Below are 12,915 nucleotides of genomic sequence, written 5' to 3'. Positions count from 1 at the left end.
GTGACTGATGTCTGACGTAACGTCCGTTGAGCCACCGGTCGGGGGCACCCAGGAGTGGGAGGAGACCCCGGACCTGTTCGGTGCATACCCACGGTTGACCGAGGACCAGATCGCGACATTGCTTCCTGGCGGTACCAGGCGGCGTGTCGACGTTGACGAGATCCTGATTCGCGAGGGGCTGCGATCCGACGAGTTGTTTGTGATTTTGTCGGGCAAAGTCGCAATCGTCGCCGATGGCGAGTCCGGTAAGAGACAGGTGCTGCGCGTGCACGGACCCGGTAGGTTCCTGGGCGAGCTGGGCGATCTGGAAGGCCAGCCGGCGTTCTACACCGCGATCGTCGTGGTCGAGGGTGAGGTGTTGGCGGTTCCCACCAGCCGCGTGCGTGCCCTGGTCGCCCATGACCAAGTTCTGAGCGATCTGGTCTTGCGTGCATATCTGGTGCGCCGTTCCCTGTTGATCGGGCAGGGCGTCGGGTTCCGGATTATCGGGTCGTGCTTCTCGCCCGACTCCGCCCGTCTGCGAGAGTTCGCCGCCCGCAACCGATTACCACACCGATGGCTGGATCTGGAAAGTGATCCCAGCGCTGAGCGGCTGCTGCGCCGTTTCGGCATTCGGCCCGAGGACACGCCAGTGGTGATCTGGGGCACCAGGGTGCTGCGCAATCCCAGCAATGTCGAGCTTGCCCGGTTAGTGGGTCTCGCCGTGCCGGACGTAATCAGCGACGAACGCGACCTGATCGTGGTGGGCGCCGGTCCGGCCGGTCTGGGTGCAGCGGTCTATGGAGCTTCGGACGGGTTGCGGACGTCGGCGATCGAGCGAATCGCCGTCGGCGGCCAGGCGGGGACGTCGTCGCGCATCGAGAATTATCTGGGCTTCCCGGCCGGGGTCTCGGGGTCTGACCTCGCCGAGCGGGCGTTCCTGCAGGCCAACAAATTCGGCGCGCGAGTCTCGGTGTCCGCGGAGGCCACCCGGCTGGAAGCCGACGGCGGACAGCTCCAGATCACGTTCGCCGATGACACTGTGGCCGTCGGCCGTGCCGCGGTGCTGGCCACCGGAGCACGTTATCGCCGCCTGGCGGTCCCGGGGATCGAAGTGTTTCACGGGAACGGGGTGTATTACGCCGCGACCTATCAGGAAGCGCTGCTGTGTGGTGACGGCCCGGTCGTTATCGTCGGTGCCGGTAACTCCGCCGGGCAGGCGACGGTGTTCCTGGCGACTCAAGTTTCGCGGGTGTATCTGCTGGTGCGGGGAGACGACCTGGGCAAAAGCATGTCACGCTACCTCGTCGACCAGATAGTTCAGGAGCCGCGGGTGACGGTCCGTCTCAACACCGAAGTCCGCGAAGTCGACGGCGACGGGGCGTTGAAAAGCGTTGTGGCGGAGAACACTCAGACCGGTGAGCGGGAGTCTATCAAGGCGCGTGCACTTTTCGTGTTCATCGGGGCGGACCCGAACACCGAGTGGTTGGCCGGCGCGGTCGCTCTCGACGACCACGGTTTCATCGAAACCGGGCAGGCCGCAGCGAATCACATTGCCGGAGTAAACGGACGCACCGCGGTCCACCGCCCGGTCTTCTTGGAAACCAGCATGCCCGGTGTCTTCGCCGCCGGAGACGTGCGCAGCGGGTCGGTGAAGCGAGTGGCATCCGCGGTAGGCGAGGGGGCCATGTCGATCCGGCAGGTCAACAACTACCTCATGACCTGAACTCCGCCACCGTAGCCCAGCGAACGGACAACGCTGTCACAGAACCTCGAGCGGACGAGGCCGGTTAGGCGGCGGGAACGCTTGGTCGAGGGCATGCAGGTCGTCGCGGTTGAGCTCGATGTCGCGGGCGGCGGCGTTTTGCCGAACGTGGGAAGGCGTTCCGGCGCGCGGAATAGCGTTGACGCCGTCGTGTTGAAGCACCCAAGCCAGCGCGATCTGTGCGGGAGTCGCATTGTATTGCAGCGCAATCGGTTGCAGTGCCGGGTGTTCCAGCAGCCGGCCCTGCTCGATCGGCGAGTAGGCCATGGGCGGGATCCGATGTTGGGCCAGCCACGGTAGCAGCGCGTACTCCGGGCCTCGACGGGTCAGGTTGTACAGGATCTGATTCACCTGGACCTCATCACCGCCTGGGACGCCCGAAAGTTCGATCATGTCGTCGATGTCGAGATTGCTCACGCCCCAGTGGCGGATCATCCCGTTCTGCTTCAATTCGGCGAAGCCCTCGATCGTCTCGACCAGCGGGATGCGGCCCCGCCAGTGCAGGAGGTAGAGATCGATGTAGTCAACGCCGAGCCTGACCAGGCTTGCCTCGCACGCGCGAACGGTGCCTACCCGGGTCGCATGGTGTGGGAGCACCTTGTCGACGAGGAATACTTCGCTGCGCCGTCCGGTAATCGCCTCACCCACCAAGGTTTCCGCCGCGCCGTTGCCGTACATCTCCGCTGTGTCGATCAACGTCATTCCCAAGTCGACTCCGAGCCGGATCGAGGCCACCTCCTCGGCCCACCTCGTTGGCCTTTCGCCGAAATGCCAGGTTCCTTGCCCGAGGGCGGCGATCTTCTCGCCTGAGGGTAGGGGGATCGACGGAGTTCGGTTCATTGATCAACCGCCCTTTCGCAACGGTCCGGGCTGAACGGGGAAACCACCGCTCCGCCGGATTGACCTATTCTGCTTGCGGCATCACGCACCGCACTTCGACCTGAGAGTGCACAACCGCGGGACCAGTGTGGTTCTTCGGGGTCCAGGCGTCATAGCCGGTAGGCGTCCGCCTCGCAAACCGCGCAGAGTGCGCGCGTAGCCCAAAATTGGCTGGCTAAGGCAATTTCCCGATCGACACGACATTCTCCGCGACAGCTGTGCCGAGCTCATTCTCCGACGCCCATGTTCGACAGCTGGGCTTTGCCCGCGCTAACCATCGCCGCCCAGCCGGTGTCGTCAACACCGGATGACCCCGTTCCGCCCCATGAGTGGCTGATGACGGCCACCCGTGGAATCTAGCTACTGCCAGTGCCTTTTTGCGCCCGTCAGTGACGACTTGCAGGCTGGTCTAGCGTCTCGTGGGGCCACAGAGGCACCGAAAACTCGACCCGGCAGGACGAAGATGTCAGAGCCGCCATCTGAGAGCGTGGTTGCTGGATGTTGCGTGATCGTCTGCGCACGGCTTCGGATTTTCGTTGGGAGAGAACATGAAAGCTGTTGTTTACGAAGGGCCCAGGGAGGTTCGCGTCGAGGACGTTCCGGACCCGACTATCTCAGAGCCCACCGATGTGATCGTCCGGATCACCACTACCAATATTTGCGGGTCCGATCTGCACATGTACGAGGGCCGCACCGCGATGGAAACCGGCAGGGTCCTCGGCCATGAGAACCTCGGCGAAGTCGTGGAGACAGGAGCCGCCGTGGTCTGGGTAAAGGTAGGTGATCGGGTCTGCCTGCCGTTCAACATCAGCTGTGGTTTCTGCCGCAATTGCGAGAATGGGCTGACGGCCTTTTGCCTGACGACCAATCCCGACCCGGACATGGTCGGGGCGGCCTACGGGTTTGCGGGTATGGGCCCGTACAACGGCGGGCAAGCCGAGTACCTGCGGGTGCCGTTCGGCGACTCGAACTGCCTGAGGCTGCCCGACGACGCGCAGGAGAAGGAAAACGACTACGTCATGCTGTCGGACATTTTCCCGACGGGCTGGCACTGTACCGAACTTGCCGGGATGCAACCCGGCGATGAGATCGTCATTTACGGCGCGGGCCCGGTCGGGTTGATGGCCGCCCATTCAGCGATGATCAAGGGCGCGGCCAAGGTCATGATTGTCGATCGTCACCCCGATCGGCTCAAGCTGGCCGAACAAATCGGCGTGATCGCGATCGACGATTCGAAGGGATCTGCCGTCGAGCAGATCCTGGAACAGACCAACGGCGCTGGCGCCGACTGCGGTTGCGACTGCATCGGTTATCAGGCACATGACCCTCAGGGCCATGAAGATCCCTCGATGGTACTGCGGGATCTCGTGCGGGCAGTGAAGTTCACCGGCGGAATCGGCGTGGTGGGCCTGTATCTGCCGCAGGATCCAGGCGCGCCGGACGAAGAACGAAAAAAGGGCAGGATCACTTTCGAAATGGGTCAGTTCTGGGTTAAAGGCCAACGGATGGGGACCGGTCAGGCCAACGTCAAGCACTACAACCGTCAGTTGCGTGATCTGATCCACGAAGGCCGGGCCAACCCGTCGTGGATTATCTCTCACCAGCTGCCGTTGTCTGAGGCCCCGAGCGCGTACGAGCACTTCGACGCGCGCGACGACGGTTGGACCAAGGTGGTGCTCAAGCCGCAACTTGCGATGGGTTGAAAGGACGGATTCCGATGTTGAACACGTTTCAGGGCAAGTTCGTTGGCGAATCAGGTGCGCAATGACTCTCACTGTGACATCGGTTTCTCTTGACGACGCACAGCGAGTGGTTGCCGCGGGCAGGGCGAAAGCCGACGAGATTTCTTCTCCTTCGAATATCGCGGTCGTCGACGTCGGCGGCAACCTTGTGACGCACATTCGGATGGACGGCGCCTGGATCGGCAGCGTCGACATCTCCATAAACAAGGCTTTCACGGCCCGTGCATTCGACCTCGCTACCGATGAGCTGGCGGTCGACGCCGGTCCGGGCGGTCAGTTCTATGGAATCCACGTCTCCAACGGGGGCAGGGTCATGATTTTCGCAGGAGGAATCCCCCTACTGCGTGCCGGCCAGATAATAGGCGCCGTCGGTGTCAGCGGCGGGAGCGGGAAACAGGACCTGGCTGTTGCCGAAGCCGCCGCCGCTGCCCTTTGACAACGCATCTGACCACCGTGAAAGGAGGCCATACTTCAAGTACGTCGGAGTGCTTGCATCTCCATGAGCTCACGCTTGATCGCGTCGAGCGCCGCATCGCGCCGCCCGCTGGTCATGAGTCGTTTGGTAGCCGCCACGGAATTCGCATCGTGCGTGCTGATCAATGCCGCCGCGGACGAGGCCTGCTCGAGGAGTTCGGCATCCGGAACCACGCGCCACGCCAGGCCAGTTTCGAAGGCGGCCGCTGCGTCGATCCATTCGCTGGAGAGCATCGCCCACATCGCATCCGCCCACCGCATTCTCGTGGGCAGAAGCGCTGAGCTGCCCGCCTCCGGCACGATGCCCAACGCGGTGAACGGAAACCTCAGCCGGGCGGTTTCCGCGATGAGCACGAGGTCGCAGTACAGCAGCAGTGTGCAGCCGAACCCAACCGCGACCCCGTTGACGGCGGCGAGCAAGGGTTTTTCGAATCCGCCGAGAACGTCGAGAAGTCGCAGGAATTGGTCACCGGCATGCTGTCGTACGGTGTTTGGCGCCGCGGCGTCAAGGAGTGATCGGTCGGCGCCGGCAGAAAAAGCCCGTCCACTTCCGGTAAGCACCACCGCCCGTGCCCGGTCATCGTGGGCGAGACGCTGCAGCGGCACTCCGAGCTCGTGATACCCGGTGCCCGTGAATGCGTTGAGGCGCTCGGGTCGGTCGAATGTCAGCCACGCCACAGCGCCGTCGCGCCGCTCGTGAAGCATGTCAACCATCGGCAGGCCTAGACGCCGGTCGATGCGGCAAGTTCACTCATCATGCACTTGGGGTCCGCAGGATCATCGGGAAGCTCTGCACGGCGCGAACCCCCGGCGTGAAGTCGAGTTCGATACCGGGTTTGGTGTGGTATTCGGGGATACGTTCATGCCAGACGCGCAGGGCGGTTTGCAGTTCGACCCGAGCGAGGTGTGACCCAAGACAGCGGTGGACCCCGCCGCCGAATCCGAAGTGGCGATTCACTTTTCGGTCGAACCGGACCGATTCCGGTTCGGTGATGGACTTTTCGTCGGTGTTGGCCGAACCGAGCATGACCAGCACCTGCTCGCCGGCGCGGATGGGGCACCCACCAAGTTCCGTGCTTTGCTTAGCTTCACGTACGACCGCCATGACGGGCGTTTCCCACCGCAGCAGCTCCTCGACCATGAATGCAACGTTCTCCCGGTCGTCGGCGATAGCCTTGCGATCATCTGGATGCTGTGCGAGGTAACTGAAAAAGCAGTCTAGTGAGGCCGATACGGTGTCGAGGCCGGCGATGAGAAACAAGAAGCAGATGTCGAGGATTTAGTCACTGGTGAGCCGGTCTCCGTCGATCTCTGCTTCGAGGAACCAGCTCATCAGATCGTCCCGGCGCTCGCGCTTGCGCTGCTCGATCGTGGCGGTGAAGTAGTTGTAGATCGACTGTGCCGTGGCCGCTTGATAGGCATCGGTATCAGGATTCCCCAGCGGCTTTCCGACGAACTCGTGCGGCCTGATGATCCCGTCTTTCATCGTCAGCAGGGTGGGTAGCTCGTCGAGCGGCAGGCCCAGCATGGTCAAAAAGACCTGGGTGGGGAACGGGACGGAGAACTCCTTGGCGAAATCGATCTCCTCTCGGCCGATGAAGCCGTCGATGAGTCGGTTGACTAGTGCCGCGATCGATTCCTCAAGTGCTTTCATCCGTTTCGGTGCGAACAGCGGGTCGAGAATCTTGCGAAACTTTCCGTGCTCCGGCGGATCGATCTGGAGGGGGATGAGTGGACGGTCGTTTTTCAGGACTCCGGAAGTCAGGGCCGAGGAGTACATCTGCGGGTTGTGCAACACCTCGTCCACGAGTTCCCAGGTGCTGACGAGCACCCCGATACCGTCCACACGCATAACGGGAGCGGAGTCTCGCAACATCTTGTATGTCGGCTGAGGATGGCGGGTCAGTTCGGGAGCCGCCAAAAGGCCCAGCCCCGACAAGTCATTCTCCTGCGTCATCCGGCCCCCTCATCGTCTAATTCCGCTAACCAGCGGACGTTTGTAGTAGCCGCCCACAGTGACCTGCGTTGGCTCACAGTCCTTCTGTCCATCCGCTGAACCCACCGGTCTCGCTGACAAACTCGGCGCTTAGCCCGCGGGCCATTTACAAATGCTATTTTTATAGTGTCTCTGGCGCAAGTGCGCAGCCAACACCCACAGGATGGATATCATGCCCCGACCACCCCGCGTCTTGCCTTGCATCGACGCGCCCAGCGGGTTCTTTTGGAGGTCGGGTGCCGATGGTCGCCTCCGCTTCCTGCGCTGCTCGGCGTGTTCGTATTTCATTCATCCGCCCGCGCCATATTGCCCGCGCTGCGGCGGACGCGATGCCGCGCCGGAAGTCGTCGCGGGCCGGGGAAAGCTGTACTCGTACACCGTGAATCATCAGCCCTGGGACGGCGTCGGCGAGGTCTACATCATCGGCGTGGTCGCGATGGATGAGCAGCCCGATCTTCGGTTGCTGACCAATCTCGTCGACGTCACCGCCGATGACGTCCGCATCGGCATGCCGGTGGAGGTGGTATTCGAGGATCACGCACCCGTATATCTTCCGCTATTTCGCCCAGCGGCATCGTGACCGCAGCCGAACGCCGAGCCGTCATTTCGGGCATCGGACAATCGCAGGTGGGTCGGCGGCTGGGGCGCGACGGGCTGGACCTGACCATCGACGCCGCGCTTGAGGCAATTGCGGACGCCCGGCTGACCGTCGCCGATATCGACGGGCTGGCCACCTATCCGGGACGCGTCAACGGTTTCCCCGGGTTCTCCGGTCCCGGCTCACCCGAGGTGCAGGACGCGCTGCGGTTGTCGCTCAACTGGCACAGCGGCGCCGCCGAGGGCCCCGGGCAGGTGCAGGCGCTCGTCAGCGCGGTGATGGCGGTGTCGATGGGACTGGCCCGTCATGTTCTGGTGTATCGCACCGTGACGGAGTCGACGGCGCAGGGCAGCGGGCGTCGCCCGGGTATCGGCGTCGGCGGCAGCGAAGTGGGCGGCCCGCAGCAGTGGCTGATCCCGTTCCGCGCGTATTCGGCGGCGAATTGGCTGGCGCTCTATGCGCAGCGGCATTTCCACGAGTTCGGAACGACTCACGAGCAGATGGCGCAGATTGCCCTGAACGGGCGCCGCAACGCCGCACGCAATCCAAAGGCGGTGTTCCGCGATCCGTTGACCCTCGAGGATTACCTGGGCTCGAGAATGGTGTCGTCCCCGTTTCGGCTGTATGACTGCGATGTTCCCGTCGACGGGTCCACCGCGCTTGTGGTGTCTGTTGTCGAACATGCGTCGGCCGTAGACCACCCGGTTGCGCGCGTCGACGCTGCGGGGACCGCGCTACGGGGACGACCGTCGTGGGAGCAGTGGGAGGACTTGACCACCATGCCGGCGCGAACTTCCGCTGAGCACATGTGGTCGCGCACCGATTTGCGTCCCGCCGATGTCGACGTCGCGCAGCTTTACGACGGATTCAGCTGGTTGACGATGTCATGGCTGGAGGCCCTGGGGTTCTGCGGTCACGGGGAGAGCGGCCCGTTCATCGAGGACGGCACGCGCATCGCGCTCGATGGCGAACTTCCGTTGAACACCAACGGCGGCCAGCTCTCGGGCGGCCGACTGCACGGCTACGGTTACCTGCATGAGGCGGTGCTGCAGCTGCGCGGGGAGGCCGGGGCACGACAGGTCGCCGGGGGACCGGAGGTGGCGGTGGTGTCCAACGGTGGCGGACCGATTTCAGGCTGTGTGCTGCTGACGCGGCTTGCGTGACCGCTGACCCCGGCTGTGAGGGCTGGCCGCAGCTTCGGTGACGCTCAAGGCGGGCCAGATGAATCGTAGCGCTTGTGCCCGTGCCGCTTTGCGGCTACTGCGGTGCCCGTGGGGGGAGGTTGCGGCGCTGCTGACCACGGCGAACATGCTCACCGCGTCTGGCTCCGGCTTGGGTGAGTGCAAGACACCGGCGCGGTGGCCGGCGCGCAACACCTTGACCAGTGGCTGGGAAAGCAACCAGCGCATCTCCATGATCTCGCTCACCTGGTAGGCGCTGTGAACCTCTGGCGTTGTGAAAAGAGCTGTGCGCGAGGCCTTCATGGGTTCGAAGAATTGGTCCAGCAGTCCATCGAGCCACGCCTCGAGCGCCGCCACAGGTCCAGGAGCCGCTGCAATCGCGCGCTCCAATGCTCGCCGCGCCGACTCGCCATCGCGCCGGATGATCGCGGCCAGCAACGCATCCTTGGATTGAAAGTGGCGGTAAAAACTGGTCGTCGACAGTTCGGCCTCGGCCAAGATGTCAGCGACGGACATGTCGGCGAAGCCGTTGCGCGCCATCACGCGCACCGCGGCGTCCATCACCAGGCGACGTTCGGTGTCATCGTCAAAGTGCCGCGGCCGTCCCGCCTTGTCGGACTCTCGTGCCGGTGATCTGCTCACCGCGCTTCCTCCTCGGACCTGTTCGCGCGCCGTCCATCGTGGCGGTCTCGGACTATCATCTCTCAATCGCCGACAGGTCCTCGCCACGCTACCGACCTGGATTGAGGAAGCTAGGTGAACAACTCGCCAGCGTGGCGGCTCAGGGGGGGCCTGTTATACCAGCGAGCCATCACGCGTTGGTTGACGTCCCTAGCCGAAGAATCCGGCTGTCGGCTGGGCACCGCGCTCGACCACCCGCACCAGCTTCGCGTTGACGAATTCCTTGATGCCCAGCGGACCGAGCTCACGTCCGTAACCGGAGCGCTTGACACCTCCGAAGGGCAACTGCGGTTCTGAGCTGGTGGGGTAGTTGATCCACACCATGCCGGCCTCCAACCGTGCGGCCAGGCTCCGAGCCCGCTGCTCGTCCCCGCTCCACACCGAACCACCGAGTGCGAAGGGTATAGCGTTGGCGAGTTCGACGGCCTCAGCTTCGGTTTCGACCCGGTACACCTGCGCCGCCGGACCGAACAACTCCGCACGGAAGGCCGGATTGTCCGGTGTGATATCGGTCAGAATGGTCGGCTGGACGTAGGCGCCGGGGCGGTCGACGCGGCCGCCGCCGAGTACCAGGGTGGCGCCGCTGGCGACGGCCTGTTGAATCTGATCGATCAGGCGTTGTGCGGCCTGCTCGGAGCTGAGCGGGGCAAGGGTGGTGGCCTCGTCGGTCGGGTCTCCCGGCCTCAGCGCGACCATTCGTTCCCGCATAGCCTGCAGGAAACGGTCGTAGAGGTCGCCCAGCACGATGAATCGCTTTGCGGCGACGCAGCTCTGGCCGCAGTTCGCAACGCGCGCGGTCACCGCGAAGTCCAGCGTGCGCTCGAAGTCATCATCGTCGAGCACGATGAACGGATCACTGCCGCCGAGTTCGAGCACTGTCTTCTTCACCTCGTGTCCCGCGCTCTCGGCGACCGACTGGCCGGCGGCGTCGCTCCCGGTCAGCGAGACGCCACGCACCAAGGGATTCGGAATGATCCTTTGCACCGTGCGACCGGGTACGAGCAGGTTCACGTAAACGCCGCGCGGCAGGCCCGCGTCGGTCAGCAGTTTCTCGATCGCGATCGAGCATTGCGGACACTGGCTCGCGTGTTTCAACACAATGGTGTTGCCGGCGGCGATGTTGGGCGCCGCGAAGCGGGCAGCCTGGTATATCGGAAAATTCCACGGCATGACGCCGAGCAGAACGCCCAGTGGCTCGTAGCGTATCTCCGCGCTGCCCGCGTCCGCGTCGAGCGGTTCGGGCGCAAGTAGCTTCGCCGCGTTTTCTGCGTAGTAGCGACAGATTTCGGCGCTCAGATTCACCTCGCCGCGCGCTTCGTGGCGGAGCTTGCCCATTTCCATGGTCACCAGGCCGCTCAGCTCATCGATACGTTCCAGCATTAGGTCGGCGGCGCGGGCGAGCGCGGCCACCCGCTCGCTGACGGGACGCTCGCGCCAGGACAGGAAGGCTCGGTGGGCGTCGTACACCGCGTGATCGACCTGTTCGTCGCTCATCGGGTTGAACTCGCGCAGCAACTCCCCGTTGGCCGGGTTCACGGTGGCAATGGGTGAACGGTGTTCGACCCTGACCGAATGTGAGTCCATGGTCTCCTCCATCACTTGCGGGCGGCTTTTCAACTCGTGCAACTGGCCCCGCGTTCCCCGACGCGAGGGACTTGGTCGCGCCTTCAACACCGAATTCGCCACGCTTCTCCATGGCAGCCGACGTCTTCGAAGTGTGGCAACCCGGTATGCGCGAATCTTGGACCCGGTCGTACCTATTTCGCGGTGTGCATTTGTCCCGTCAGGACCACGGCCGAGGGCGGCTCGGCACACGACTTTTCACCTATGTCGGGTTGGGTCACGGCGACGTGAAGGTGACGTGCATAGCATTGGGTCCACGCAGCGTGGTACCGACTTGGCTTGTAATCGTTGACGTATGGGCCTGCGCGGGATCCAGGGCAAGGTCAGGCAAACGCCGCACCAGCAACGTCAGTGCGGCGACGAGTTCGGTATTGGCCAGCCAGTTCCCGATACAGCTGTGCGGACCCTGCCCGAAGGACACCGTCGGCATCACGTTGCGGGTGATGTCAAATTCGTCGGGCCGATCGTAGACAGCCGGATCTCGATGCGCGGCATTGATAGCGAAAATCATTGGTGTCAGTGCAGGGATCTCGATCCCATGCCACGTGGTCGCCTCCGGGCATGCTCGGGGCAGCATTCCGACCGCGGGCTCCCAGCGCAGTCCTTCCCACACCGCCGGTTGCACATACTCTTCGAGATCGGAGCGCAGAAGGTCGAGTTGATCGGGATGGTTGAGTAGCGCGGACAACGTGTTGCCCAGGGCGAGCATGGTGGTGTCGGCTCCCAGCGGGAACAGCATCCTCAGGAAAGTGTGAATCTCTTCGTCGGTAAGGGTTTGCCCGTCCTCTGCGCTGGCCGTGACCAGCATCGAGATCATGTCATCGCTCGGTTCGCGCCGGCGCTCGGCGAGCAACGGAGCCACATATTCGGTGAACTCCCGGGCCGACCGGGTCGCCCAGTCGGGATCGAACGGATAGTGGATCATCGCCTGTGCCCAGCGATGAACCTTGGCCTCGTCATCGACGGGAATGCCGAGCAGGCGGCTGATGATCAGCAGTGAATATCGATGGGTGAACTCAGCGACCAGGTCGGCCGATCCTCGGTCGATAAACCGGTCGATCAACCCATTGATGACCGGTTCGATCACCGGCTGCACATACTGCTGGACACGATTACGCCGCAGCGGCGCGGACACCATCGCGCGGTTGGCTCGGTGTTCGGTGCCCGACATGCTTAAAACCGTTCTGCCGAAGACCGGTTCGGTGGTCATCGCATACACAGGTGCAGCGGGAAACGTGGCCTCGTCTCTAAAGGCGGCCCGGACCAGCTCGTCGGTCAACAACAAAACGGCGGGTACTCCGGCGAACCGGACGATGGCATAGGGCTTGCGTTCCCGCAGCCGCGCCAGCACGTCGTGTAGGTCGGGCTGGTCATCAAACGCGAAATCGACGTTGTCGATGTCCAAGGTTTGTGCCGCCGACATGAGCACACCATACAGGTGTCGCAACATTCAACGCAATATGTAGCACGTCGTAGATAGCTATGCTCTAGTGCCGTGCCGTCGAAGGCCGGCGGGCGACCATGACCCGTCTGTTCGTCGGGTGGCACTTCGCGTGACAATCATCAGATAAACCTCGGGGGCTTGATTTGCGTTACCTCAAACCGGTTTCATGCAAGCCATGACATTCTCACCTGATGAACTTGTCACCGAGTTCTGCGGCCTCTGGGCAACCCCCGACGCTGAGACACTGGCCGGCTATTTCACCGAAGATGCGGTATACCACAACATTCCGATGCAGGCGCTATATGGTCGCCCTGCGATCAAGGAGTTCATCGAGGGGTTCACCGCCGCACTCGACGGCATCGACTTCCGAATTCATAGGCAGCTCAGCGATGGCCTACTAGTGATGAACGAACGCACGGATGTGCTGCGACGCAAGGACGGTGGTGAAGTACACCTTCCGGTCGCGGGAATCTTCGAGATTCGGGACGGACGCATCGCGGCATGGCGGGATTATTTCGACATGGCCGCGATCACCGCCGGCTTCAGCTGATAC

General features: G+C 63.3%; 13 protein-coding genes. 6 read left to right on the top strand and 7 right to left on the bottom strand.

Going from position 1 to position 12,915, the window contains the following annotated elements; translation table 11 throughout:
• Window positions 1-7: 7 nt before the first annotated feature.
• A complete protein-coding gene (locus MTY59_RS22540; RefSeq protein ID WP_221043124.1) occupies window positions 8-1,705 on the top strand; it encodes an FAD-dependent oxidoreductase in 1,698 nt (565 codons plus the stop codon).
• Window positions 1,706-1,741: 36 nt separating this feature from the next.
• Here the strand turns inward: MTY59_RS22540 and MTY59_RS22535 are convergent, their stop codons facing one another.
• On the bottom strand, window positions 1,742-2,584 hold the full coding sequence (locus MTY59_RS22535; protein ID WP_221043123.1) for an aldo/keto reductase: 843 nt from the start codon (window positions 2,582-2,584) through the stop codon (window positions 1,742-1,744).
• A gap of 587 nt (window positions 2,585-3,171) precedes the next feature.
• Between MTY59_RS22535 and MTY59_RS22530 the strand changes: the two genes are divergently transcribed.
• A complete protein-coding gene (locus tag MTY59_RS22530; RefSeq protein WP_221043122.1) occupies window positions 3,172-4,326 on the top strand; it encodes a glutathione-independent formaldehyde dehydrogenase in 1,155 nt (384 codons plus the stop codon).
• Between the two features lie 61 nt (window positions 4,327-4,387).
• Entirely contained in the window at window positions 4,388-4,801 is a 414-nt protein-coding gene (locus MTY59_RS22525) for a GlcG/HbpS family heme-binding protein (protein ID WP_221043121.1), read from the top strand.
• 35 nt (window positions 4,802-4,836) lie between these two features.
• Here MTY59_RS22525 and MTY59_RS22520 read toward each other — a convergent pair whose 3' ends face one another.
• The 3 genes from MTY59_RS22520 to MTY59_RS27505 are packed head-to-tail and all read right to left on the bottom strand — an operon-like array spanning window position 4,837 to window position 6,796.
• Window positions 4,837-5,553 (bottom strand): enoyl-CoA hydratase/isomerase family protein, encoded by a 717-nt coding sequence (locus MTY59_RS22520; RefSeq protein ID WP_221043120.1) that lies wholly within the window; start codon window positions 5,551-5,553, stop codon window positions 4,837-4,839.
• Window positions 5,554-5,593: 40 nt separating this feature from the next.
• A complete protein-coding gene (locus MTY59_RS27510; RefSeq protein WP_250160632.1) occupies window positions 5,594-6,100 on the bottom strand; it encodes a cytochrome P450 in 507 nt (168 codons plus the stop codon).
• A gap of 18 nt (window positions 6,101-6,118) precedes the next feature.
• Window positions 6,119-6,796, bottom strand: a complete 678-nt coding sequence (locus MTY59_RS27505) for a cytochrome P450 family protein (protein WP_250160631.1) — start codon at window positions 6,794-6,796, stop codon at window positions 6,119-6,121.
• 211 nt (window positions 6,797-7,007) lie between these two features.
• Between MTY59_RS27505 and MTY59_RS27500 the strand changes: the two genes are divergently transcribed.
• Both MTY59_RS27500 and MTY59_RS22510 read left to right on the top strand, forming a co-directional pair.
• Window positions 7,008-7,415 carry a Zn-ribbon domain-containing OB-fold protein gene (locus tag MTY59_RS27500; protein WP_250160630.1) on the top strand — a complete coding sequence of 136 codons (408 nt, stop codon included), beginning with the start codon at window positions 7,008-7,010 and terminating at the stop codon, window positions 7,413-7,415.
• Window positions 7,412-8,596: a thiolase family protein gene (locus MTY59_RS22510; protein WP_250160629.1), complete on the top strand. Its 1,185-nt coding sequence runs from the start codon at window positions 7,412-7,414 to the stop codon at window positions 8,594-8,596. The genes MTY59_RS27500 and MTY59_RS22510 overlap by 4 nt, the downstream gene beginning before the upstream one ends.
• On the opposite strand, the gene MTY59_RS22505 is transcribed toward MTY59_RS22510, so the two are convergent.
• The 3 genes from MTY59_RS22505 to MTY59_RS22495 form a co-directional block, all read right to left on the bottom strand.
• A complete protein-coding gene (locus MTY59_RS22505) occupies window positions 8,564-9,175 on the bottom strand; it encodes a TetR/AcrR family transcriptional regulator (RefSeq protein WP_250160896.1) in 612 nt (203 codons plus the stop codon). The genes MTY59_RS22510 and MTY59_RS22505 overlap by 33 nt on opposite strands.
• 270 nt (window positions 9,176-9,445) lie before the next feature.
• A complete protein-coding gene (locus MTY59_RS22500; RefSeq protein WP_221043118.1) occupies window positions 9,446-10,879 on the bottom strand; it encodes an NAD-dependent succinate-semialdehyde dehydrogenase in 1,434 nt (477 codons plus the stop codon).
• A gap of 256 nt (window positions 10,880-11,135) precedes the next feature.
• Window positions 11,136-12,341 carry a cytochrome P450 gene (locus tag MTY59_RS22495; protein WP_221043117.1) on the bottom strand — a complete coding sequence of 402 codons (1,206 nt, stop codon included), beginning with the start codon at window positions 12,339-12,341 and terminating at the stop codon, window positions 11,136-11,138.
• Window positions 12,342-12,537: 196 nt separating this feature from the next.
• Here MTY59_RS22495 and MTY59_RS22490 point away from each other — a divergent pair, with 196 nt between their 5' ends.
• Window positions 12,538-12,912, top strand: coding sequence for a limonene-1,2-epoxide hydrolase family protein (locus tag MTY59_RS22490; protein ID WP_221046594.1), 375 nt, complete (start codon window positions 12,538-12,540; stop codon window positions 12,910-12,912).
• The last annotated feature ends 3 nt before the right edge of the window (window positions 12,913-12,915 follow it).

The organism is Mycobacterium senriense, assembly GCF_019668465.1.
In the GTDB taxonomy this organism is placed as follows: Bacteria; Actinomycetota; Actinomycetes; order Mycobacteriales; family Mycobacteriaceae; genus Mycobacterium; species Mycobacterium senriense.
Note: the sequence above shows the minus strand (reverse complement) of the source record. Positions and strands in the feature narration are given on the sequence as shown.